General features: G+C 58.3%; 21 protein-coding genes and 1 other RNA gene. 8 read left to right on the top strand and 14 right to left on the bottom strand.

From position 1 onward, the window contains the following. The first annotated feature begins 63 nt into the window (after positions 1-63). Complete coding sequence (locus tag J1G33_RS13970; RefSeq protein ID WP_005791510.1) at positions 64-591, top strand: outer membrane protein assembly factor BamE; 528 nt, start codon at positions 64-66, stop codon at positions 589-591. 63 nt (positions 592-654) lie between these two features. Here J1G33_RS13970 and J1G33_RS13965 read toward each other — a convergent pair whose 3' ends face one another. Then, positions 655-957 carry an RnfH family protein gene (locus J1G33_RS13965; protein ID WP_078822325.1) on the bottom strand — a complete coding sequence of 101 codons (303 nt, stop codon included), beginning with the start codon at positions 955-957 and terminating at the stop codon, positions 655-657. Beyond that, a complete protein-coding gene (locus J1G33_RS13960; RefSeq protein WP_005791512.1) occupies positions 950-1,384 on the bottom strand; it encodes a type II toxin-antitoxin system RatA family toxin in 435 nt (144 codons plus the stop codon). The genes J1G33_RS13965 and J1G33_RS13960 overlap by 8 nt, the downstream gene beginning before the upstream one ends. A gap of 167 nt (positions 1,385-1,551) precedes the next feature. Here J1G33_RS13960 and smpB point away from each other — a divergent pair, with 167 nt between their 5' ends. Further along, a complete protein-coding gene (smpB, locus tag J1G33_RS13955; protein WP_005791513.1) occupies positions 1,552-2,034 on the top strand; it encodes an SsrA-binding protein SmpB in 483 nt (160 codons plus the stop codon). 36 nt (positions 2,035-2,070) lie between these two features. Here smpB and J1G33_RS13950 read toward each other — a convergent pair whose 3' ends face one another. After that, a complete protein-coding gene (locus tag J1G33_RS13950) occupies positions 2,071-2,838 on the bottom strand; it encodes a GntR family transcriptional regulator (RefSeq protein ID WP_005791515.1) in 768 nt (255 codons plus the stop codon). A gap of 249 nt (positions 2,839-3,087) precedes the next feature. On the opposite strand from J1G33_RS13950, the gene J1G33_RS13945 reads away from it, so the two are divergent. From J1G33_RS13945 to ssrA, 4 genes are all read left to right on the top strand, one after another. Continuing rightward, complete coding sequence (locus tag J1G33_RS13945) at positions 3,088-4,782, top strand: lactate permease LctP family transporter (RefSeq protein ID WP_032879436.1); 1,695 nt, start codon at positions 3,088-3,090, stop codon at positions 4,780-4,782. 70 nt (positions 4,783-4,852) lie between these two features. Next, positions 4,853-7,663 carry an FAD-binding and (Fe-S)-binding domain-containing protein gene (locus J1G33_RS13940; RefSeq protein ID WP_223018237.1) on the top strand — a complete coding sequence of 937 codons (2,811 nt, stop codon included), beginning with the start codon at positions 4,853-4,855 and terminating at the stop codon, positions 7,661-7,663. A 136-nt stretch (positions 7,664-7,799) separates the two neighbouring features. Next, on the top strand, positions 7,800-8,078 hold the full coding sequence (locus J1G33_RS13935; RefSeq protein WP_223018236.1) for a hypothetical protein: 279 nt from the start codon (positions 7,800-7,802) through the stop codon (positions 8,076-8,078). A 94-nt stretch (positions 8,079-8,172) separates the two neighbouring features. After that, positions 8,173-8,569: a transfer-messenger RNA gene (gene ssrA, locus J1G33_RS13930) on the top strand. A gap of 123 nt (positions 8,570-8,692) precedes the next feature. Here ssrA and J1G33_RS13925 read toward each other — a convergent pair. The 11 genes from J1G33_RS13925 to J1G33_RS13875 form a co-directional block, all read right to left on the bottom strand. Next, a complete protein-coding gene (locus tag J1G33_RS13925; RefSeq protein WP_083535090.1) occupies positions 8,693-9,604 on the bottom strand; it encodes a restriction endonuclease in 912 nt (303 codons plus the stop codon). Between the two features lie 27 nt (positions 9,605-9,631). Next, positions 9,632-12,832, bottom strand: a complete 3,201-nt coding sequence (locus J1G33_RS13920; RefSeq protein WP_223018235.1) for a DEAD/DEAH box helicase family protein — start codon at positions 12,830-12,832, stop codon at positions 9,632-9,634. After that, positions 12,832-14,178 carry a restriction endonuclease subunit S gene (locus tag J1G33_RS13915; RefSeq protein WP_223018234.1) on the bottom strand — a complete coding sequence of 449 codons (1,347 nt, stop codon included), beginning with the start codon at positions 14,176-14,178 and terminating at the stop codon, positions 12,832-12,834. Before J1G33_RS13915 ends, J1G33_RS13920 begins: the two co-directional genes overlap by 1 nt. Beyond that, positions 14,175-16,160, bottom strand: a complete 1,986-nt coding sequence (locus J1G33_RS13910) for a class I SAM-dependent DNA methyltransferase (protein ID WP_223018233.1) — start codon at positions 16,158-16,160, stop codon at positions 14,175-14,177. Before J1G33_RS13910 ends, J1G33_RS13915 begins: the two co-directional genes overlap by 4 nt. Before the next feature lie 519 nt (positions 16,161-16,679). Continuing rightward, complete coding sequence (locus tag J1G33_RS13905; RefSeq protein WP_223018232.1) at positions 16,680-18,050, bottom strand: ATP-binding protein; 1,371 nt, start codon at positions 18,048-18,050, stop codon at positions 16,680-16,682. Next, complete coding sequence (locus J1G33_RS13900; RefSeq protein WP_078822358.1) at positions 18,050-18,709, bottom strand: response regulator; 660 nt, start codon at positions 18,707-18,709, stop codon at positions 18,050-18,052. Before J1G33_RS13900 ends, J1G33_RS13905 begins: the two co-directional genes overlap by 1 nt. Before the next feature lie 11 nt (positions 18,710-18,720). Next, positions 18,721-19,365: a tetratricopeptide repeat protein gene (locus J1G33_RS13895; protein WP_078822359.1), complete on the bottom strand. Its 645-nt coding sequence runs from the start codon at positions 19,363-19,365 to the stop codon at positions 18,721-18,723. Continuing rightward, positions 19,362-20,171, bottom strand: coding sequence for an SDR family oxidoreductase (locus J1G33_RS13890; protein WP_223018231.1), 810 nt, complete (start codon positions 20,169-20,171; stop codon positions 19,362-19,364). The genes J1G33_RS13895 and J1G33_RS13890 overlap by 4 nt, the downstream gene beginning before the upstream one ends. After that, positions 20,158-20,832, bottom strand: a complete 675-nt coding sequence (locus J1G33_RS13885) for an iron-containing redox enzyme family protein (protein ID WP_078822361.1) — start codon at positions 20,830-20,832, stop codon at positions 20,158-20,160. Before J1G33_RS13885 ends, J1G33_RS13890 begins: the two co-directional genes overlap by 14 nt. Next, positions 20,829-22,310 carry an AMP-binding protein gene (locus tag J1G33_RS13880; RefSeq protein WP_223018230.1) on the bottom strand — a complete coding sequence of 494 codons (1,482 nt, stop codon included), beginning with the start codon at positions 22,308-22,310 and terminating at the stop codon, positions 20,829-20,831. Before J1G33_RS13880 ends, J1G33_RS13885 begins: the two co-directional genes overlap by 4 nt. Beyond that, positions 22,300-22,977, bottom strand: coding sequence for a thermostable hemolysin (locus J1G33_RS13875; RefSeq protein WP_223018229.1), 678 nt, complete (start codon positions 22,975-22,977; stop codon positions 22,300-22,302). The genes J1G33_RS13880 and J1G33_RS13875 overlap by 11 nt, the downstream gene beginning before the upstream one ends. 189 nt (positions 22,978-23,166) lie before the next feature. Here J1G33_RS13875 and J1G33_RS13870 point away from each other — a divergent pair, with 189 nt between their 5' ends. Beyond that, positions 23,167-23,715, top strand: coding sequence for a cytochrome b (locus J1G33_RS13870; RefSeq protein ID WP_078822364.1), 549 nt, complete (start codon positions 23,167-23,169; stop codon positions 23,713-23,715). A 279-nt stretch (positions 23,716-23,994) separates the two neighbouring features. After that, positions 23,995-24,513 carry a cysteine hydrolase family protein gene (locus tag J1G33_RS13865; RefSeq protein ID WP_223018228.1) on the top strand — a complete coding sequence of 173 codons (519 nt, stop codon included), beginning with the start codon at positions 23,995-23,997 and terminating at the stop codon, positions 24,511-24,513. Positions 24,514-24,593: the final 80 nt, after the last annotated feature.

Raw genomic sequence — 24,593 nt, 5'->3', positions numbered from 1 at the left:
TCTTAATACGGGTATGATCGGCGTTTACGTTGTCCCAGCCAAGATAGTGGAAGTCGCCCACCGATGCAAAACACCAAGCTCTTGCTAACCAGTTTCACCTTTGTGGGACTGCTCGCACTCGCCGGTTGTTCATTCCCCGGGGTTTACAAAATCGACATCCAGCAGGGCAATGTCGTCACGCAGGACATGATAGACCAGTTACGCCCGGGAATGACCCGACGGCAAGTACGGTTTATCATGGGTAACCCCCTGCTGACCGACACATTCCATGCCGATCGCTGGGATTATCTCTACAGCCTGCAGCCTGGTGGCGGTGAACGCCAACAGGAGCGCGTCAGTGTCATCTTCAATGGCAATGACCAGCTCGTGAGCCTGTCCGGTGACTTCATGCCCGGCGTAAGCCGCGATGAAGCCTTGCTGGGCAAGGACAGCGGCACCAACGTGACCGCACCTGCGCAGGAAGCCGAAAAGCCGAAATCCGAGGTGCCGGCCAAGCCAGGCTCCTTGCTGGACCAGATCCAGAAAGACGTCGACGGTGTCGAAACTGTACCCGTCCCGACACCACAGCCTCTGGACACCAGCCCGCAATAATTTTGCGACGCTCGATAAAAAGCCCGGCATGCCGGGCTTTTTGTTGCCTGCCGGTTGGCAAGCCTAGGCGTTCTGTCGCTTGAGCATCGCCGCCTTGGCCGCACGCAGCCTGCGTATTTCCTTGGGGTCTGCCAGCAATGGCCGGTAGATCTCGATCCGATCTCCCGCCTGCACGGCACGCACATCAGCGTCCGGCACCACCTTACCGAAGATACCCAACGGGCAGTCCGCCAACGCCAACTGCGGAAAATGCTCTGCAATGCCCGACGCCAGCACTGCCGCCCTCAGGCTTGTGCCCACCGGTATCGCCACCGCCAGCAGAACCTGGCGATCCACGTCGGCATACACCACTTCAATATCAACCATGCAATTGCTTGGCTCGCTGACAGAAAGCGTCCACCAAAGTATTTGCCGCCTGATTGAACAGTGGCCCCAAAGTCGCCCGCACAATGGGGCCGGCGTAATCAAATGAAAGATCCAGACTGATCTTGCAGGCCTTATCTGTCAGCGCCTTGAACACCCACACGCCGTGCAGCTGGGTGAACGGCCCTTCCTGCAAATTCATTTCAATGGATTTGCCCGGCACCAGCACATTGCGCGTAACAAAATGCTGGCTGAGGCCGCCCTTGGCCACACCAACACTGGCGACCATGTGCTCATCACTGCTCTCCAAAACCTCGGCAGTCGAGCACCAAGGCAGGAATTCCGGGTAACGCGCCACGTCGTTGACCAGGTCATAGAGCGCCTGTGCCGGATAGGGCAGCAGGGCCGAACGTTGAATATGCGTCGTCATGTGAGCGTTACTTCCACTGCTTAAGGCAAACGTCGCGAAAGTACAGCCCGATCCGCGAGAGAAAAAAACCAAAGAACTGCCCGTATTGTCCGGGATTCGTCCAACACGCTCAAGCACGCAGGTTGACCGTAGCCGACACGCTCGCAACTCCCTATAATGCCGCCCCTATGGCTAAACAAAAGAAACACCCCACAGGGACCATCGCGCAAAATAAAAAGGCGCGACACGATTACTTCATCGAACATCGGTTCGAGGCTGGTCTGGTCCTGGCCGGCTGGGAAGTAAAAAGTCTGCGTGCCAGCAAACTGCAGCTGGTCGACAGCTATGTGCTGCTCAAGGATGGCGAGGCGTGGCTGCTCGGCAGTCATATTACCCCGCTGACCACCGCGAGCACCCACGTGATTGCCGACCCGGTGCGCACGCGCAAGTTGTTGCTCAATGCCCGCGAACTCGAAAAGCTCGCCGCGGCCGTGCAGCAAAAAGGCTACGCGTGCGTCTGCCTGTCGTGGTACTGGAGCAAGCACCTGGTCAAGTGCGAAATCGCACTGGGCAAGGGCAAGAAGGAATACGACAAGCGCGACACCGAACGCGAGCGCGACTCCAATCGCGAACTGCATCGCGCCGTGCGCAACAAGGGCAAGGAAGACTAACCCTTGTAATGATGTAGCCGCGGGCAACCCCCGTGGCTACATGCCCTTACGTCGCTCCGCCCGCGCTACTCGCTGAACCTCCTGCCGCACTTCCTCCAACACTTCCTGCACGTACAACAGGTGACGTGTTGAAACGTCGCGCGCCTGCTCGGCCCGCCCCTCGATAATCGCCAGGTACAAGTCCCGGTGCTGACTGATCAGCATGTCGCGGGTCTCGGTGCGCTGCTGATACATACCGCCAATATTGGTCACCACGTTACGCTTGAGCAGGTCGAACAACCCGCGAATGGTGTGCAGCAGCACTGCGTTATGACTGGCCTCGGCGATCGCCAAGTGAAACCTTGCATCCGCAGCGCCCTCCTCCACTCGGCTCACCTCGTCGGCTCGCGCATAGCAGTCCTGCAGCGCTTCGAACGCCGCCGTCAGTCGCTCACGGTCGACCTCGGTAGCACGCAATGCCGCGTAATAAGCACACGAAGCCTCCAGAGTCTGACGAAACTCCAGAAGGTCGCGCTGCGCCTCGGGATTGTTTTCCAGCAGATGCAGCAGCGGATCACTGAAGGTCGAACCCAGGGAATCCACCACATAGTTGCCGCCGCCCTGCCGACTGACCAGCAACCCCTTGGCCGCCAATTTCTGGATCGCCTCACGCAATGAAGGGCGTGACACACCAAATTGTTCAGCCAAAGCGCGTTCGGCCGGCAAGCGCTCGCCCGACTTCAACGTGCCCTCAAGGATCATGCCCTCAAGCTGCTCGACAATATCGTCAGACAAACGGCGCTGACGCACCTGATCAAACCCCATAACTCACTCTCCACCATCCCGACCACTCGCCGGGGCCCCTATTCTGGCCTATCGCCGCGCTGGCAGCACCTATCAGAACACCTTCGATTTACCCGATCAGAACACTCGACAGCCACTCTCAGACCAAAGTTTGACGAGCGGCAAATTGACACACCCCTGCCAAGCTCTTAATCTAGCCCACAGCGATTGTAAATTGGTATTACCAATTATCCAAGCTGACCAAACAACAACAATCAGGGGCCACCCCATATGCAAACCTGGCAACAGCTCTACAGCCCTCTCGGCAGCCTCGGCCTGTCCGCACTGGCCGCCGTTATTCCAATCGTGTTCTTCTTCCTGGCCCTGGCCGTATTCCGCCTCAAAGGCCATGTGGCCGGCAGCATCACCCTGGCGCTGTCGATCCTGGTCGCCATCTTCGCCTTCCAGATGCCGGTCGACATGGCCCTGGCAGCGGCCGGTTACGGTTTTGCCTATGGCTTGTGGCCGATCGCCTGGATCATCGTGGCGGCGGTGTTCCTCTACAAGCTGACGGTCAAGAGCGGGCAGTTCGAGATCATCCGCAGCTCCGTCTTGTCGATCACCGATGACCAGCGCTTGCAGGTGCTGCTGATCGGCTTCTGCTTTGGCGCCTTCCTGGAAGGCGCGGCCGGGTTCGGCGCACCCGTGGCAATCACCGCCGCGTTGCTGGTGGGCTTGGGCTTCAACCCCCTGTACGCCGCGGGCCTGTGCCTGATTGCCAATACCGCGCCGGTGGCGTTCGGCGCACTGGGCATTCCGATCATCGTCGCAGGCCAGGTCACTGGCATTGATGCGTTCAAGATCGGCGCCATGACCGGCCGCCAACTGCCGCTGCTGTCGCTGTTCGTGCCCTTCTGGCTGGTGTTCATGATGGACGGCCTGCGCGGCGTGCGTGAAACCTGGCCGGCGGCATTGGTGGCCGGCTTGAGCTTTGCCGTCACCCAGTACTTCACCTCCAACTTCATTGGCCCGGAACTGCCGGACATCACCTCGGCCCTCGCCAGCCTGATCTCCCTGACACTGTTCCTGAAAATCTGGCAACCCAAGCGCACCGCAGGCGCGCAGATTGCCGGTGCCACCTCCAGCGTAGCGGTCACCTCCAGCGCCGGCGGTTTCGGTTTGCCACGCAGCACAGTGGTTTCACCCTACAGCCTGGGGCAAATTTTCAAGGCCTGGTCGCCGTTTCTGATCCTGACCGTACTGGTCACCATCTGGACCCTCAAACCCTTCAAGGCCATGTTCGCGGCCGGAGGTTCGATGTACAGCTGGGTGTTCAACTTCGCGATCCCCCACCTGGACCAACTGGTGATCAAAGTCGCACCCATCGTCACCAACCCCACCGCCATCCCCGCCGTCTTCAAGCTGGACCCGATTTCGGCCACCGGCACCGCGATCTTCTTCTCCGCACTGGTCTCGATGCTGGTGCTGAAAATTGATATCAAGACTGGTCTTACCACTTTAAAAGAGACCTTCTTTGAGCTGCGCTGGCCGATCCTGTCCATCGGCATGGTGCTGGCGTTCGCCTTCGTCACCAACTACTCCGGCATGTCCTCGACCATGGCCCTGGTACTGGCTGGCACCGGCGCCGCCTTCCCGTTCTTCTCGCCCTTCCTCGGCTGGCTGGGGGTTTTCCTGACCGGCTCGGACACCTCATCCAACGCCCTGTTCAGCTCGCTGCAAGCCACCACCGCCCACCAGATTGGCGTCAACGACACCTTGCTGGTAGCCGCCAACACCAGCGGCGGCGTGACCGGCAAAATGATCTCGCCGCAATCGATCGCCGTGGCCTGCGCAGCCACGGGCCTGGTGGGCAAGGAGTCCGATCTGTTCCGCTTTACCCTCAAGCACAGTCTGTTCTTTGCCACCATCGTCGGGCTGATCACCCTGGCGCAGGCGTACTGGTTCACCGGTATGCTGGTGCACTGAGACCTGCACGTAATAGGGTAAGAATCGACGCCGGACAACGATGCCGGCGTCTGCTATTTCTGGAGGACCGATGAGCCTGCCTGCTGCTTTTCTCAGCGACGTCGCACAACTGATCCCGCAAGATCGCCGCTTCGACGACCCACTTTCCACCCTCGCCTTCGGCACCGACGCCAGCTTCTACCGATTGATCCCACAGCTGGTGATCCGCGTGGAGTCAGAAGACGAAGTCGTCGCACTGCTGCAACTGGCCCAGCGCGATCACGTGCCGGTGACCTTCCGGGCCGCGGGCACCAGCCTGTCCGGGCAGGCGATCAGCGACTCGGTGCTGATCGTGCTCGGCGACAATTGGAACCACCGCGAAATTCGTGGGCAAGGCACACAGATCCGCCTGCAACCCGGCGTCATCGGCGCCCAGGCCAACGCCTGGCTCGCGCCGTTCGGGCGCAAGATCGGCCCGGACCCGGCGTCGATCAACGCCTGCAAAATTGGCGGCATCGTTGCCAACAATGCCAGCGGCATGTGCTGCGGTACGGCACAAAACACCTATCACACCCTGGCGGGCATTCGTCTGGTACTGGCCGATGGCAGCCGCCTGGACACCGAAGATGCCGCCAGCGTGCAAGCCTTCCGCCAAACCCACAGTGCACTGCTTGAGCGCCTGGCCACGTTGGGCCGCGAGACACGCGCAAACGCTGAACTGGCTGCGAAGATTCGCCACAAATACCGTCTGAAAAACACCACCGGCCTGTCACTCAACGCCTTGGTGGATTTCGACGACCCGCTGGATATCCTCAGCCACCTGCTGGTCGGCTCCGAGGGCACCCTGGGGTTTATCAGTGCGGTCACCTACGACACGGTAATCGATCACCCGAACAAAGCCTCGGCGCTGATCGTGTTCCCGGATGTCGAGACATGCTGCAACGCAGTAACGGTGCTGAAAACCCAGCCGGTTTCCGCCGTTGAACTGCTGGACCGACGCAGTATGCGCTCGGTGCAAGACAAACCGGGTATGCCCGCATTCGTACAACACTTATCGGAAAATGCCTGCGCACTGCTGATCGAATCCCGCGCGGCCTCGCCGTCATTACTGCACGAACAACTAACGCTGATCATGGCCTCTCTGGCGGCGTTTCCCGTAGAAAAACAGGTCGACTTCACCGAAGACCCCGTGGAAAACGCCCGCCTGTGGGCAATCCGCAAAGACACCTTCCCCGCCGTAGGCGCCGTACGCAAAACCGGCACCACCGTGATCATCGAAGACGTCACCTTCCCCGTCGAACAACTGGCGATCGGCGTAAACCGCCTGATCGAACTGTTCGACAAACATCACTACGACGAAGCCATCCTTTTCGGACACGCCCTGGAAGGCAATCTGCACTTTGTATTCACCCAAGGCTTCAACAGCAGCGAAGAAGTCACACGCTATCAAGCGTTCATGGACGACGTCGCACAACTGGTGGCGGTGGAGTTCGGTGGCTCGCTGAAGGCCGAACACGGCACCGGTCGCAATATGGCGCCGTTCGTTGAACTGGAATGGGGCAGCGACGCCTATCAATTGATGTGGCAACTCAAGCGCCTGCTCGACCCCAACGGCATCCTCAACCCGGATGTGGTGCTCAGCGAAGACCCACAAATCCACCTCAAACACCTCAAGCCCCTGCCCGCCGCCGATGAGCTTGTGGACAAGTGCATCGAGTGTGGCTTCTGTGAACCCGTGTGCCCCTCAAAAGGCCTGACTCTGAGCCCGCGCCAGCGCATTGTGATCTGGCGCGACATCCAGGCCAAACGCCGCGCAGGCGTAGACACCACCGAACTGGAAGCGGCCTACCAATATCAAGGCATCGACACCTGCGCCGCCACCGGGCTATGCGCCCAACGCTGCCCTGTAGGCATCAATACCGGCGACCTGGTGAAAAAGCTGCGCAGCCGCGAAGCAGACCGTACGAAAACCGCCGAATGGCTCGCCAGCCATTTCGCCACCGCACTGCAAGGTGCGCGCTTCACCCTGCACGTCGCCAATGGTGCACGCATGTTATTGGGTGCCCCGCGCCTGAAGAAGTGGTCAGCCACCGTGAACAGACTGTCCAAAGGGCAAATCCCGCAGTGGACCAATGCCGTGCCACAACCGGAAAAAGCCATTCGCTTCAGCCCGCCTGTAATGGATGAGCGCCCGCGGGTGGTCTACCTGGCCGCCTGTGTCTCACGCGCCATGGGCCCGGCAGCCGGCGATAAAGAACAGATGTCGCTGTACGACAAAACCCGCAACCTCCTGGAAAAAGCCGGTTACCAAGTCGTATTCCCCGACAATCAAGACAACCTGTGCTGCGGCCAGCCCTTCGCCTCCAAAGGCTATGCCGAGCAGGCCGAACACAAGCGCCAGGAACTGATCGGCGCCCTGCTCCACGCCAGCCGAGGCGGCCTCGACCCGATCTATTGCGACACCAGCCCCTGCACCCTGCGCCTGGTACAAGACCTCGGCGAAACCCGCCTGGACCTCTACGACCCGGTACGCTTTATCCGCACCCACCTAATGGACCGCCTCGACTTCACGCCGCAGGAAGCCCCCATCGCCGTACACGTCACGTGCAGCACCCAGCACTTGGGCGAAAGCCAGGCCCTGATCGAACTGGCCCGGCGCTGTGCAAAAACCGTCGTCATCCCCGAAGGCATTCACTGCTGTGGATTTGCCGGCGACAAAGGCTTCACCACCCCGCAACTCAACGCCCACGCCCTGCGCTCGCTCAAGGACGCCGTGCGACATTGCAGCGAAGGCATCTCCACCAGCCGCACCTGCGAGATCGGCCTGAGCCAGCATGGCGGCATCGACTATCACGGCCTGGTCTACCTGGTGGACCGCGTCACCCGCGCCCGCGCCCACTGACCCCGCAAAAAAACCGAACCCTGGCGCACCAGCGCAGTCATCTGCATAGGCCTCGACAAACGAGGCCCATCAGTGATGTCGCTGGCAGCGGTTGCACGCCAGCAGCGTCGAGCCCTTTTGCGCAAGGAGACACCCTATGAAGCGTTCCGCTCTTGCTGGCTTGTTCATGACCGCTGCGATGCTCGCCTCTCCCGCTTTCGCTGCCGGTGACAAAGACCTGTGCCAGATCAACCTGGACAAAATCAACAACGGCAAAGCCCTGCTGTCCACCGATACCAGTGGCAAAAGTGGCGAAATAGACACCGCCGTCTCCCAGGCCAAGGCCGCCCACGACGCAGGTGATGAGAAGAAGTGCATCGAAATCACCTCCAAGGCCCTGCAAGACCTGCAGAACAGCGAGAAAGGCGGTCAGTAAGCGATAGGGCCAACCTTCGGGTTGGCCTTCGCTGAGCTTTTGGCGTACACTGCACAGGCTTGTCACTCACTAAGAAACAACGAGTTACAAGCACGGGGCCGTTTAGGATTCGACGCCGGTCGCGAAACTTTAGGTGCATGCCGAGTTGGTAACAGAACTCGTAAATCCACTGTTGCAACTTCTTATAGTTGCCAATGACGAAAACTACGGCCAGGAATTCGCTCTCGCTGCGTAAGCAGCCTTAGCCCTGAGCTTCTGGTACCTTCGGGTCCAGCAATCACCAGGGGATGTCTGTAAACCCAAAGTGATTGTCATATAGAACAGAATCGCCGTGCAGTACGTTGTGGACGAAGCGGCTAAAACTTACACAACTCGCCCAAAGCACCCTGCCCTTCGGGTCGCTGAGGGTTAACTTAATAGAAACGGCTACGCATGTAGTACCGACAGCGGAGTACTGGCGGACGGGGGTTCAAATCCCCCCGGCTCCACCAAATGAACGAAAAAAGACGTCTTTGGACGTCTTTTTTTGTGTCTGAAATTCAGTGAGATCAATAGGCTCAACTGCCCGCACTTCAACAACCTGACCCCTACTCACCTTGCCAGACTAGTGCAAGTCACTCGCCGGCGAAGTAATCACTATCGATTTGCTTCACCTCATAAACCTGCTTAACGCTCACGCCCAGGTTGTGCTCTACCATCAATCGCGCTAGCTCAACACCGTCGATCAATACCACTTTGATATCCAACCCCAGCGCTGCAGTGCGGGCACCCTCGGAGAACTCTGAGGTTGTGATAAACACACCCTTACGTGCACGCTGGCGAGTCAGTGCGCCGATGAACTTGTCGATCTCTGGACGATGTACCGTATTGGCCCAGCGCTTGGCCTGTAGATAGATCACGTCGAGGCCGAGCTTGTCTTCTTTGATGATGCCGTCGATACCGTCATCATTGGTCGCTTGGGTCGCCTTACCAGCCTCTTTACGCGAGCCGCCGTAACCCATAGCAATCATGAGATCGACTACCAACTGCTCAAAGAAGCTGGGAGTACCTAGCCGGACTTGCGTCAGCAGCTCATCTGCCAGGGACTGCATCAGGGCTTGATGGGCATCGGCCAACTGCTCGTCTGGCGTGGTTTCAGCAATACCAACGTTCAGTAGGGAGGGAGCGTCAACTGGTTGCGGTTTGGCCGTGTGGAAGTCTGCAAACTCGGGGAACTGCTTCAACCAGCTCACCGTGATGCGCTGCGGACCATTGCTCAAAGCATCGAGGCCACGCGGGGTAATTTGCACCATGCCCTTGGTTGGAATGCACAGCAGGCCAGCCTTATTCAAATAGGTGCGAGCCCAGCCCACTCGATTGTTGATCACCGTCTGATGACCAGAAGGTAGGCGCTCTTTGCGTTCATCCTCGGTCAGTTGAAACTGATCGGTCACCCGCTCGCGCAACTCATTTAGCGGCAGCGGCGCACCGTTCTGCACGGTGCTCAGCACCGGGCGCATCACACTTTGAAAGTCCGGAATTGCCACTATTACTCCTTAATCTTACCGGCTGCTTTAGGCGCCGCCGACGCGGGTCTCATCGAAGGAAGCCGCAGTCTTGAGCATCTTCAAAATCACCAGCGCAAACGCGCGGCTCTTCGTTTCATTATCCAGCACTTCCAGTGACAGCTTTTCGTGGTCGGTCATGGCATCCAGAACGGTGTCGAGGACGCGCTTGGGAAACAGGCCGTGCATCACTTGATCAACCGAATGACTGTTCACCTGGGCCATCACATCTTCCTGACGGCTGATGCGCTGGGCGATGCCGGTTAGAAACTGGAGTTGGTCATCGTCGCTCACTTCGGCGCCAAAGATATCGTTCAGCGCCTCAATGATTTCGGATAAGCGCTTCTTCTCGGGATCATGCGGCTTACCGCTCCCCACGTCACTGCCGGGTTTGACGGTGTATTTGCCCGTTTCCTCGTTCAGACGCAGCACGTGTTCAGCGCGCTTACTTAAGCGGTAGTGGCTCAGTTGCAGCTCACCCACATCCACGTCGTCTTCTAGCAGGCGATCTACGCGCAGCAGCGGGTGCAGATGCTTCGCGTACACGCACAGCTGCTCTAGTTCATGATCCTCGTAAGGCACGATCTGTGATAGAAACTCGTATAGGCGCACAAAGCTTTGCAGATTCTTGCGGAACAGGTCGAGCTGATCAACCTGCTCGCCAGCTTCTTTCAATGCGTGCTCGGCTTTTTTCAGACCGGCGCTGTCGCCATTGGCTTCAGCAGTGCGTTTGTAATCCAGTGCCTGCTGGCGCGATTCCAGCGAGAAGGCATAACGCTTAGCAAAACGCTCCTTGGCTGGCGCACAGTAATAGCTGAGTTTGCTGGCTTGCGCCTTGGGGTCGAAGAAGGCCAAGGCAAATGCTTCGACCTCTTGCCAGTGATAAATGCCCTCGGCATCTAGCTTCTTCTGCAGGTCATAGATGATCTGCGGGTCTGTCACGTCGGTCAGCTCGGCCTTGGTGTAATACGGTAAGAAGGCGTCGAGAATATCCTGCGGCTCGTTAAAGAAGTCGAGGATAAAGGTTTGCTTGTTGTCACCAAAGGTGCGGTTCAATCGCGATAAGGTCTGCACACAGTCCACACCTTGCAGTTTCTTGTCCACGTACATGGCGCACAATTTGGGCTGATCGAAGCCCGTCTGATACTTATTGGCGGCGATCATCACGTTGAAGTCTTGGGTGTCGAAAGCATCCGCCAGGTCGCGACCATTCAGGCCCGCGTTGAGCAGGCGGCTATTTTCCGTCACCTCTTCGGGGATTTCCTCGTCCGGTAATACGCTGCCGGAGAACGCCACCAGCGGATGCACATCGCTGTAACCCATCTGCTGCACATAAGCTTTTAATGCCAACTGATAACGAACAGCTTCTTGACGACTACTGGTCACTACCATGGCCTTGGCTTGACCATTGAGCAGACTGCGGATATTGGCGCGGAAATGCTCGACGATTACCTCGACCTTCTGACTGATGTTATACGGGTGCAACCGCACCCAGCGTGCCAGCTTGATGCGCGCCTTTTTGCTGTCCACCTCATCGTCTTCGCCGTCCGGGTGGGCGATCTTCCAGGCGGTACTGTAGGTGGTGTAGTTGCGCAGCACGTCGAGGATAAAACCTTCCTCGATGGCCTGACGCATGGAATACAGGTGAAACGCCTCAGGCTTATTGCTGGTGCTCGCTGGCAGCGTGGGATCGGCCGGACGACCGAACAACTCCAGGGTTTTAGCTTTTGGGGTAGCGGTAAAAGCGTAGTAGCTGATGCGTTCATTAGGTTGGCGAGCTTGTACGGCAGCATCCAGCAGTTCTTCGGCGCTCACTTCCTCCGCCTCCAGAACATCGCTGCCTAGAATCTGTTTCAGCTTGCTGGCCGAAGAGCCGGTTTGCGAGGAATGCGCCTCGTCGGCGATCACTGCATAACGCCCGCTGGCAAGTTTGGGGTACTTATCCAGCGCATCAAACAGCGCCGGGAAGGTCTGGATGGTGACGATGATGATGCGCGTCTGCTCAGCCAGCGCCTCGGCCAGTTGCTCGGACTTACTTTGGTTTCCGATATCCCGGCTGATCGGTTTGACGACTCCCTGGGCGTGCTCGAACTGATAAATGGTGTTTTGCAACTGACTGTCGAGCACCGTGCGGTCGGTGACCACGATCACCGAATTGAAAAGGCGCTGACCGGCTTCGTCGTACAGCGAAGCCAATTGATGTGCAGTCCAGGCGATGGAGTTGGACTTGCCCGAGCCTGCGCTGTGCTGAATCAAATATCGCTTGCCCGGCCCTTCGGTGCGGGTGGTATCGATCAGCTTATTGACCACTTCCCATTGGTGGAAACGCGGGAAGATCATCGTCTCCTTGGTCACCAGCGTGCTGTCGAAGCCTTCACTGGTTTTCTTGTCCAAGTGCAGAAAGCGCCCCAGCACTTTGAGCCACGCATCTGGCTGCAACAGGCGTTGCCAGAGGTAGCTCGTGGCGTATTGACTATCGTCCTCAGGCATCGGGTTACCCGCACCACCTTCCGCGCTGCCGAGGTTAAACGGCAGGAAGAAGGTATCTTTACCCGCAAGTTTGGTGGTCATCGCCACTTCGTTCTGGCCAACAGCAAAGTGCACTAGCGCACCGCGTTTGAAGGTCAGCAGCGGCTCAGGTTTGCGCGTTAGCGGGTCTTTTACTGGGCGGTCATTGCGGTACTGGCGCTTGGCGTTTTCCACCGACTGCTTGAACTCGCTTTTCAGCTCTAGTGTGGCGGTGGGGATGCCGTTGACGAACAGCACCAAGTCCAACCGTGGGTTGTAGCTCTGTCCACCGCTGCCAGCCTCACGCGCATGCGGCGAATAGGACACCTCAGGCACCACGCGCAGTCGGTTGCACTGGTAGCGCTTTAAGGTATCCGGGTTCATGCCGTGGTCGGGCTGGAAGCTGCACAACTCCACCTTCACCGCCGGCAGTTTAAAGCCATGGCGCAGCACATCGAGGGTGCCGCTCTGCTCCAGCTCGCGCACGAGCTTCTGCACCAGCACATCATTCGGGTTATTCGGGTTGGCCCTGGCGAACTTGTCCCAACGCTCCGGCCAGGCGTCTTTGAAGTAACCCAGCACATCCTCGGTATACAGCGCCGTGCGGCGGTCGTAGCCGCTGGCGGTGCCGACCAGCCAGCCCTGAGCGGCCAGGGCGTCGATAATATCCTGTTGAAATTGCGCTTCCTTGCTGTCCGTCATTACATGGCCTCTTGTACTAATTCGGGGGATGGCAGGCTGGCCGGTGGCTTCCAGCCGCGCACGTCGATTTTGCCGGTGACGGCGGCGGAAATTAGGGCGGAGCGGCGCTCGCTTAATAATTTCTTCATTCGCTCAGCCTCATCGATCATATCTCCGAATTTTGAGTTACTTATTTTAATGTGCGCCGCAATTTCTCCTTGCTCATCCCGCGGGGGAACTGAACACACAAGCCCAGCAATATCCGGCATATAAATAGTTTTATGAGTAGAGCCCACCATCAGCCGGTCAAATTCCGACTTCATTGCCCGAAAACAAAAAAGCAAATACGTATTATCCAGTTTGCTACCACATACCCAGTTAGCAAAGTCCTGAGTCGTAGCCATATCACAACCCATAATTGCCGAGTAACCCACAGAGGCTGTTCGCGAAAGAACTACCGTACCTTTAGGTAATAGCCGAGCAGACGAATTAGCAAGACCAAATTCACTAACCAGTTCTTTTGTTTCAAAGAGCTCAATCACCTCACCTCTTCTGATTTGCCATACGTCAGCCAGTGAAAACCAAGGAATTGTGCAGTTTTCCCAGTACTCCGGCTTGCTCCGGCTAGGCGTATGCCCAGACTCAATCTTTGCAAAATACCGAATCTTCCCAAACCCCCAATGCGCCGGCACCTCGCCTAACCACTCCACGCCGGAGTCTTTCATCGGCGCGGTGGGGTCGAGGCCTTTGGTGACGGCGTGGGAGATCACGGCCTGGCGCTTTTCCTTGAGTAGTTCGATCAGGCGTTGCTGCTCTTCGATCAGCGCGTCGATGCGGGCAGTTTCGTGATCAAGGAAGCGGGCGATCTGGTTTTGTTCTGAAACTGATGGCAGATAGAGTTTAAGCTTTTGAAAGTCAGAATTTGAAAGATGAGTTTGATGCACGCCATCGTCATTCTGCATAAGCCCAGGGTGACGATCTAATAAGTAAAACAAGAAGCGAGAATGCGCCTTTTCGGCCGTGATTCGACACACTCGTTGATTCACAGCGTACTTGCCGTGATCATCAACGTAATACGCTCGAGCAAGTGCTCGTCCGTTGGGAAGGTCGCTCATCACCATCAATATGTCGTTTAACGAAGCAGGTGTTAGATTGACACTGCACCTCTTAATGGTTTTCCCCGAGGTAGAAACGAACCTAGAGTTAACGCAGATATAGTCGCCATCATCATCAATATATGGCTCGTGCGCCTTGCCCTGAGCAAAAGCAACAAGATCGCCAAGTCGTTTTAATGACCAGTCACTTGGGATTTCGTCTGAATACTCGATACCTGACGGCTTCATCTGCTGATATGCAAGCAAGCTCATGCCGACAGCCCCTCGATCATCTGTTTGATGCGGTCGGTGCAGGCTTTCAGGTCGCTATCGATCTCGGCCAGTGGGCGCGGCGGCTGGAACACGTAGAAGTGGCGGTTAAAGGGAATCTCGAAGCCGACGATGCCAACCTCGCCGTCCTGGGCATCGGTCTTGCTTTCGTCGATCCAGGCATCCGGCACATGGGGGATGACTTCGCGCGCAAAGTACTCGTACACCGATTCGCCCAGCGGAACGTTCTCGTTATCGCGCAGGCCGGCGTCCGCTTCCGGCTGGCCTTTGCTGGTGCAGATATCCGCCTCGGGGTCGCGCTCGCTTAGGGCGCTCATCAGGGCTTTTAGCTCCGGCGTGCTAAGGCTGACGCTGTGCGCGGTGAGGGCTTTTTTCAGCAGTTTGCTGAACTGCTCGCGGTTGCGGTGCAGTTGGCTGGCATCGATGGATTGCAGGGCAGCCAGCAACTGTTGCTGGGCGGCGCTGTCGAGCTTCTGCAGGGCTTTTTCTTCCAGCACTTTAGCGATGCGCTCGGCGCTGGTTTGGAAGTTCAGGCGCAGCGGGCGCTCGACGGTGATACGCCGGTAGCCAAAGGCGTCGATGGGGAAGATTTTGCTATGCGCGGTTTGCTCGAAGCTGCCATACAGGCGCACCAGCTCACTGATTTGATCCTCGGTGATGAACTGGCGTTTGCTGCCCAGCGACTTGCGCATTTTGGCGTAGTACTGGCTGCCATCGATCAACTGCACTTTGCCTTGGCGCGCAACAGCCTTGTGGTTACTAAGTATCCACACATAGGTGGCGATGCCGGTGTTGTAGAACATATCGGTCGGCAACGCGACGATAGCTTCGACCAGATCGTTCTGCAGCAGGTAGCGGCGAATCTCCGACTCACCCGAACCCGCTCCGCCGGTAAACAGCGGCGAGCCATTAAGGATGATGCCAATGCGCGAGCCACCGTCGCGTGGGTCACGCATCTTGCTGACCAGGTGCAAGAGGAACAGCAGCGAGCCGTCGGACACACGCGGCAGGCCCGGGCCGAAGCGACCGTCGAAGCCCTTGTGGCTGTGTTCGTCGGTGATCTGCTTTTGCACCTTCTTCCATTCCACGCCGAACGGCGGGTTGCTGAGCATAAAGTCGAAGTGATGTTCTGGGCCGGCCAGTTGATCGTTGGACAGGGTGTTGCCGAGTTTAATGTTCTCGACCTTCTGCCCTTTAATCAGCATGTCCGCCTTGCAGATGGCGTAGGACTCGGGGTTGAGCTCCTGGCCGTGCAGCGACACGCTGACCTTTTCGCTGATGGACTGGATGTACTCATCACCCTCCGACAGAAAACCGCCCGTGCCAGCGGTTGGGTCATAGATGGTGACGATGCTGTTGGGCGCGAGCTTGTGGTGCTGATTGGTAATCAGCAAGGATGTGGTGAGGTGCACGATATCGCGCGGGGTGAAGTGCTCACCGGCGGTTTCGTTGGAGCTTTCTGCAAACTTGCGAATCAGCTCTTCGAAAATGATACCCATGCCAAAATTGCTGATGTACTCGGGGCTCAGATCCGTGGCGGCGAAACGCTGCACCACCTGATATAGCAGGTTGGCGGTTTCCAACTGCTGAACAAAATCCTCGAAGTGGAAGTGCTCGAATATCTCACGAGCGTCTTTGCTGAACGCCTGTATGTAGCGTATCAGATCATCGGCTGTCTGTGTGGCTGACAGAGTGGCGAGGGTTAGTGGCGAAGCGTTGAAGAACTGCTGTCCACCTGCGGCCCGCATCATATACATATCACGCACGGTGTCCGGGCGGCCTTCTTGAGCATAGAACTCGCGAACCACAGCGTCTTTGTTTGGCGCCAGAACACACTCCATGCGCCGCAACAGGGTGAACGGCAGAATGATGCGGCCATATTGCGATTGCTTAAAGTCACCGCGCAGCAGATCGGCAATGGACCATAGAAACGCGGCCGTCTGGGAATGATTTTCCGTGTTCACGCAATAACTCCTTGGAGTACAGGCAAAAAACGCAAGTCTAACACCTGAGTGTGCCCATCCGGAGCGTGCGGGTTAGGTTGTGACTGCCGCCGACCCATGGCCCACTTTTGAGCGGTTTTGCCAGTGCTGAAAGCTAGCCATAGGCGACTTCACTGCCAACAAAGATTACAAAGCGCTCTGTTCAGATTGAATGCAAACAAGTGATCACTTGGAATGTTGTATTCCAATCGGTATTCCACGAAAAAACAAAAATCGCCTTTAGCCACACAAATCAGAAACTTACAAACTCAATTCAACTTCCCCCGGCCCACCAACTCAACAAAAAAGACGTCCCCAGACGTCTTTTTCCATCCCTAAAACCCAGTCCCCAAAAGAATTTCACAGCTACGATAAACTTTGAAACCGTCCCGCATCCCAGCCGCGTCGTTATCCCAAGCGCCACCCCAACCTGCCCCCCCCGCCCCGCAACATGTTTCACCGCCTATACAAAACAAAAATAATCGGCTGGATGCTTTGCAATTATTCCGTAGCTGGAATTGATAACGTCGCCCTCAACCCCCCTTCTGCCCGGTTTGCCAGTTCGATACGTCCATTCAAACGCGTGGCGATGGTGTTGACGATGGTTAGTCCTAACCCGGCTCCCTGCGCCGTGCCACGGCTGTAGAAACGCTCAAACAATCGCTCTCTAGATGACTCGTCAATTCCCGGCCCTTGGTCGTCGACGGTCAAATGACAGAAGCCATCCGCCTGGCTCAGTTGCACAGTGATTGCGCCGTGTTCGGGAGAGAAATTGGCTGCGTTGGTGATCAGGTTGTTCAGCGCTATGTCGATGGCGGCGGGGTTGGCGAATACGTGAAAGGGCTGGTCGCTGACGTCGAATATCAGTTCAAGGTTTTTGCTCAATAACCACGGTGACAGTTGCACGAGGCTGTTGCGCACGGTTTCGCTGAGGTCGATGCGCTGTAGCGGTGGCGGATTGGATTTGGGTTCCAGTCGCGCCATGGTCAGTAACTGGTTGACCAGTCGGCTGGTGCGATCAACGCCTGAGATAAGGAATTCCAGCGATTCTCGACGCTCCTGTTCTGTGCCTGCCTCCAGCAGGTTTTGCGCGTGTACTCGCAGCACGGCGAGTGGTGTACGCATTTCGTGGGCTGCGTCGGCGATGAAGCGTCGTTCGCGGCCAAGCACTTCTTGAATCTGCGCGAGCATGCGGTTGAGCGCCGCTTGCATGGGCTCAAGTTCGCTGGGCAACGGTGCCAGTTGCAATGGCTCCAGTGAACCGCTGTGGCGGGCACGCAGGGTCTCGGCCATGTTTGCCAAGGGCTTTAAGCCCCAGCCTATAGCGAGCCAGACCATCGCCGCGAGCAGTAAACTGCCGACGATGTTCGGCCAGAGCGTATGACGCACGATGCGGTCGACCAGATCTGCGCGCACATCATCGCGCTCGCCAACCCAGATGCGCATGCCGTTTTGTGGGTCCTCAAGGAGGAAGGCGCGCCAATGTCGATGGTTCAAATCCACCACATCACTGAAACCCGGTTGCGTCGGCGGTGAACTGAAGGCGGGTGCGCTGGCGGTGTGCACCAACACCTCCCCGCCGGGGCTCCACACCTGAAAAGCAATTTTTCGTTCGTATGGATGACCATCGCCGCGCGGCACCGCTTCGCCCAGTGCGGTATTGAAGGCCCGGTACAGTTCGGCGTGCTGCTTGCTCGCCATTGGCATGCGCATCACGCCTTGCAATAAGCGCGCGTTCTGCGCCAGTTGAGCATCGTAAACCTCGGCGATTTCATGATTGCTATCGTGCAGGTTAAAGACGCTCAGCACCGCCAGACCGGCCAGCAGCAAACCAATGATCAGCGTTAATGTACGGCGGCGGATCGAAGTCATCAGCGCTCCTCCACCAGATAGCCCACACCTCGAATGGTACGGATCAGCTCAGTAGAGAACTTTTTGCGCAGGTGGTAGATGTGCACTTCCAGAGTGTTACTTTCCGCTTCTTCATTCCAGCCATAGAGCAGTTGAATCAGTTGGTCTCGAGTCATCACCCGGCCCGGAGGTGAGAGCAGTTCATGCAGCAACTGATACTCCTTGGGCGTCAGTGCTACGGGATGGCCCTGGTAGCTGACCTGCTGGGTGCCGGGGTTGAGGATGATGCCGGCATGTTCGATCAGCGCTTGCGCGCGTCCGGCACTGCGCCGCAATAACGCTCGCAATCGCGCCTTGAGTTCGGCCAGGTCGAACGGTTTGATCAGGTAGTCGTCGGCACCGGCATCCAGGCCCGCGATGCGATCTTCGGTTGCATCGCGGGCGGTGAGAATCAACACCGGCAGGTTCGAGCCGCTGTCGCGCAGGCGCCGCAGTACTTCGAGACCGTCCATGCGTGGCAAACCGAGATCCAGCACAGCAACATCGAACGTTTCGCTGAGCAGGGCATGCAGCGCGCTGCTGCCGTCCTTGAGCCAATCGACGGTGTAGCCTTCGCGCCCCAGCGCTTGATGAATGCCTTCACCTAGCGCCACATCATCCTCAATCAGTAATAAACGCACGCGGACTCCTGTCAGTCGAGTTTCTTGTTGACGTCCACCAGCAGAGTGGCGATCTCTTTGCGACGTCCCGCATCTGCCGTTTCACGGCCGGGACGCGGCGCCGCTTGCAGGGCTTTTTGCAGCGCTGCCTTAGCTTCAGCGTAGTGTTTCTGACGGTAGAGGTGATCGCCCCAGAAGTACAGGCTGTCAATGCCATCGGGGTTGAGTTGCAGCGCCTGCTTGAGCAGTTGTTCAGCTTTGTCGCTGTCGCCGAAACCGATGGGCCAGCCGGGCACACGATCATACAGCGCCGCCAGGCTGGTATAGGCCGAGCCTTGCAGAGCCTTGGGGTCGAGGGTCAGGGACTTCTCCAGGTCGGCCTTGGCTTCCTTGGCTTTGCCCAGCGCTCCGAGCCCTCCTTGGGCACCGGCCCAACTGCTGGTGACAATGCCTTTCCAGATCCAGGCTTCGGCCACCAATGGACGCTGCGCAGTGAACGACTGGGTTTCGCTGGACAACTGCTCGAACGCGGCGGCGCGCTGTTTTTCCGCCACTTCATATTGGATATGCGCCCAGCTTTGTTGAATGCTGCTCAGGCGTTGCTGGTCAGCGGCCTCCAGCGCCCAGACGCTTTGGCTGAGGGTGGCGATCAACAGGCACGCGAAGATTTTTTTCATGGCTTGAGGGTCTCGTTGTCAGTTTTTTCGCTAAGGCGCCGGATCAGGGGCAACTGCTTTCGCAAACCTCGATCGACCAGATGCGGCAGTAGATGGTTGAGGCGCACAAAGAAGCGTTCGGGCCAGCCCAGATACAGGTCGCGGCGGTCGCCGGCAATTGCGTGCATCACCGCCGCGGCCACGGTTTGCGGATCATCGACGTTGGCCTTGAGCGCATCGTTGAGGGCTTGCGCCGCCGCGCTGTTCATCGACGTGCGGGTGGCCCGCGGTGCGACGTAGAGCACGCTGACCCGGGTGTCGGCCAGCTCTCGGCGCAACACTTCGGAAAACCCGCGCAGGGCAAACTTGGTCGCGCAATAGCTGGCGTAACCGGCATAACCGATCGAGCCGTAGGTCGAGCCAACGTTGACTACCATGGCGCTGTCGGCCTGCTTGAGTAGCGGCAGCAATAGCTTGGTCAGGCAGATCGGCGCGCTGATGTTCACTGCGAGCATCGTATTGACGTCACTGTCGTCGAGCTGTTCGAGCATGGCGAAGTGATTCACCCCGGCGGCGTTGATCAACAGATTGACTCCGCCAACCGCTTCGGCGGCAGCGAGTACTTTGCGTCGGTCGCTGAGAAACGTCAGGTCAGCCGCGACCCAGCACAGGGTGTCGGGGTAGAGTTTGAGCAGCGCAGCCAAGGCTTCCTGATGCCGCGCCACGGCCAATACTCGCGCACCCGCGGCGCACAGGGCTTCAGCGATAGCCATGCCGATACCGCCACTGGCACCGGTCAACACCACGCGCGCGTTACGCAGCTGCATGTTCAGCCTCCGCGCCACGCGGCAGGCCACGAAACATGTCGGTGTACAGTCGGTACACGACTTTTGATGCATGAATCACTGCCGCTTGATCCAGAGGATCGTCCAACTGGTTCATCAGGCGGCGGTAGGTTTGCATGTGTTCGATGTCGAGCGAACCGTGAGAACTCAGGTAACTGAAGGCGGTTTCCGGCAACGACAGATGCTCCCGAATGCTCCCTGCCGCGTGTGTGGCCAGGGCAATGCTGGTGCCTTCGAGCACATTGACCATGCCGAACAGCCCCACCGGGTTGCCTCGGGCGATCAAGTCATAAAGGTAGCTCACCATCAGCTCAATCGGCAGCGAAGGTTGGCCATCATGCACGGCCTTGCGATCACCTCCGCAGGCTGCAATGTCGTTGAGCACCCACTGTTCATGGCCGTATTCGTCTTCGATGTACTCGCACACCGCTTTGCGCAGCCATTCCAGACGTGTCGGTAAACGTGCGCCGCACGCCATCATCAACGGCACGGTGTGGCGCACGTGATAGTAGGCCTGTGCGAGAAAAGCCCGATAGCTGTCGAGGCTGACCTTACCGTGCAGCGCATCGAGGATGATCGGCAGGTTAAACAGCTCGTGGCGTTCATGCTGTGTGGCTTCTTGCAGGGTGTCGAAAAAACTCATGATGCGGATTCCTCCCGGACAACGGATTCGGTCAATTGGGCGTGGTACTGCGCGACGATGGCGTCGCGGCGTGGGCGGCCATTGGCGGTTAGAAAGCCATTGGCTGCGGTGAAGGGGTGCGGCAGGCGCGTCCACTGATGCACCTGGGCGTAATCGGGCAACGCCTCGTTGGCTTCGGCGACGGCAGCGGCTAGTTCGGCATCGGTGCAATCCGGGCGATGCGGCCAGAGCAAGGCGTGATTGCGCGGCATAGACTCGCCGTAAACGAACGCCTGGGCGATGTGGCGGCGCTGGGTCAGCTCGGACTCGACCCATTCCGGGTTGACGTTGCGCCCGTAACTGGTGACGAACTGATGCTTCTTGCGGCCCTTGAGATAAAGAAAACCCTGCGGGTCGAACTCGCCCAGGTCGCCGCTCGGCCACCACTCATCGGCGTACGGTGCTTCCCCTAGATAACCGAGCAGCATCGAGCCCTTGATCAGCACTTCACCGTCCTCTGCCAACCGCACTTCGACATGGGGCAGTGGCCGACCGACGCTGCCGGGGCGGTGCGCGCCGGGGCGATTGAGGCACACCACCGAGGCGCATTCAGACAAACCGTAACCTTCAAAAACCGGTAAGCCGACCTGTTGTGCACGGTGCAGCAAGTCTTCGGACACACGTGCACCACCGACCGCCGCAAAACGCAGGGTTTGCGGGGCAAAGGCTTGCTGTTCGGCGGCGCTGACCAGCATCAATAACAGCTGTGGCACCAGAATAAGGCTCTGCGGTGCACGCTCGGCGAGATAACCCAGCAGGTGCGGGACATCGACGCCACTGGCGCCCTGGATGCCGAGGGTTTTCTGGCTCGGCAAACTGAGCATTGCACCGGCATACAGCGCGGCATAACAGCCCAGGTTCTCCAATAGAATGGCCAATGGCAGCAGTGCCAGGTGATGTTGCGGGCTGCTGGTTTCGCTCGCCTGATCCAACTCACGTGCGACCCGTAACAGGCTGTCGGCACTCAGGCAAACACCTTTCGGCGTGCCGGTGGTGCCAGACGTGAAGGTCAGCTTGGCGGTGCCCATCGGTATGCGTCTTTGGCCACTGAAGGCGCGGCACCAGAACTCGCCGCGTTGCTCATAGCCGGCAGCGCGCAGTTCGGGCTCCAGCTCCGGTTCGGCAATCACGCGTTCGGCCTGACTCTGCTCCAGACAATGGGCGCGTTGTGCCGCGCTGAAAAACGGCGGCAGCGTTACGCAGGTCAACCCTTCGAACAATACCGCCAGATCCCAGAGCATTGCGTCGACGCCGTTGTCCAGCGCCAGGGCGACGACTTGCACCTGCTCATCGCGCAGGCGCTCCTGGCGATACAGCACTTCTGCATACAGGGTGGCGTAATCGAGTTTCAGCGTATCGCCCCACAGCGCGGTCGCGTTGTCATTGCGCCGGGCATGTTCGCGCAAGGTTTCCTGAAAGCGTTGCAGTTCAAGCGACATGGCTGGCTCCTTCAATCGGGATCGGCAAACCCAGGCGGCTGAACAGGCCGATATTGCGCAGGTGGACGAACCCGGCGCGGATGTCGCCGACGTGCACCCAGGGTTTGCTCTCGTAATAACTGCCCCAATGTTGACGCTCGTCACCCAGTCGATCCGGATCAGCGGCGCACAATGTCACCGGTTTCAGGCCGAGACGACGGAAGCTGTTGACCAGCCCGATGTTGCCGGTGAACGTCACCCATTCCAGGCCACCCATGGCCAGTAGATAGGTGATGGCGATGATGCTCAGGCGCGCGCTGCCGGTATCGCTGGCCGCCAGGTTGCCAACCTCGACAATGGCATTTCGGTCTACCGCGTGATCAGCCGCCGCGCTGATCAATGGCTCGATCGGTTCGTCCAGATACCGCTCCAGAAACAGCGGCTCAAGGTGCGCGCGACGCACGCCGGCCACTGCGCACAACTGGCCTTCACCGTTATGCATACCGAACAGCTCGGGCATGAAGTGGCGGATGTCGGCGCCGTGGGCCTTGCGGAAACGCTGCTGGATAAAGGCTTCGAACTTCGCTCGCAAAGCGTCGTCCGGCAACGCACCCGTCAGGGTCAACGGCGGCGTTTCAGCTTGGCCGAAATGCAACGGCAGGGGTATGTTCCAGTCAAAATCGGGCATGGGCCGAACGCCTCCCTCAATGGGTTTGAGCGAAGTATCCAAGCCATTTCTTAACGAAGTCTGAAGGTGAAAGAAGGTCAACCTGAGAGTCGATCTTCAGACTCTCTTAAGACAGCACGAGCAGGGTGACGTGGCCGGTTCAAGGCAACCGGATCGACCGTCCATCACAATAATCAAGAGGCGCTTTTTATGACCCGCGACACCGTCGTCACCCGATATGGAAAGCTTTCAATAACCCTGCACTGGCTGATGCTGGCGCTGTTCATCGGCGTTTATGCCTGTGTCGAAATCAAGGGTTATCTGCCCAAAGGCAGCGAAGCGCGGGGTTTGCTTATGGGGTTTCACGGCTTGTTTGGTACAAGCATTTTCGCCCTGGTCTGGGTTCGCCTGCTCGGGCGCCTGAGCCCACGGCCACCGATCACCCCAAAACCACCGGCCTGGCAGACCGCTCTCGCGCATCTGACACACCTTGCGCTCTACGGGCTGATGATTGCCACGCCTATTCTCGCCTGGCTGATGCTCGCCGCTGGCGACAAACCGTTCCCGTACTTCGGCTTTCACGTGCCGGCACCGGTAGCCGTCGACCCGGACTTCGCCAAACAGCTCAAGTATTGGCATGAGCTGATAGGCACTACGGGCTATTGGTTGATTGGTTTGCATGCGGCAGCGGGGCTGTTCCATCACTATTGGATGAAGGACAACACGCTGGAAAGGATGTTGATTGAGCGAAAGTCATGACGAACCGCCGCGAGGTGCCTGATCGCACACGGCTGTGCCTATTCAGATTACCCCGGCGCCCCGCCCAGGTTTCTGCCTTGTCAGCCCGCGGCGATATTGCTAGTGTCGATGCATGACTGCCTCTTGCCTCACCTCGACAACCACCACCACGACCGCTTCAAGCGGAGCGTGCGAGGTGTCGTGAGCCAATAGCCAACGAACTTCAAAGGCCCGCCAGCGATGGACAGGGCCTTTTTTTATGCCCTTGTGTCGCTGGTTCAAACGCAAGGAGATGCACCTATGTACGCCCTGTTGATACTGGATATCCAAGTCGGACTCATCCACGGCCCGGAAAAACCCTGGCGCTGCGACGATCTGTTGGAGACGCTGAATGCCCTGATGGACAAGGCTCGCAGCGCAGGCGCACCGATTTTTCTCGCTCGCCACATCGGCCCCGTTGGCTCGCCAATCGAACCAGGCAGCCCGCTTACGCTTATTGCAGAGGAACTGAAGTTGCAGGGTGAAGAAGTGGTGTTCGAAAAGCGCCGGCCTAACGCTTTTGCAATGACTGACCTGGCTGACCATCTGCGCTCCAGCGGCGCCACCGGCGTGGTAGTCACTGGGATGAAAACGCAATACTGCGTCGACAGCACCTGCCGTGCCGCGCGTGATCTTGGCTTCGATGCGGTGCTTATCGCCGACGGTCATACCTGTTCTGATACGCCCTTGATGAAAGCCGAGGCCATCGTGGCTCATCACAATGCCACGCTCAATGGGCCGTTCTGCCAGTTGGTTCAGGCTGAGGACTGGAGCTTTTAACAGAGCCTGACGACGGGGAGGTCAACAGGGCCGGGCTTCGGAACTTTCCTGCAAGATGCCGCGCTGTCGGTGAACTGGCG

Origin of the sequence: Pseudomonas sp. P867 (assembly GCF_019891455.1) — a bacterium.
GTDB lineage: Bacteria > Pseudomonadota > Gammaproteobacteria > Pseudomonadales > Pseudomonadaceae > Aquipseudomonas > Aquipseudomonas synxantha_A.
This window is presented reverse-complemented; position numbering and strand designations above follow the sequence as displayed.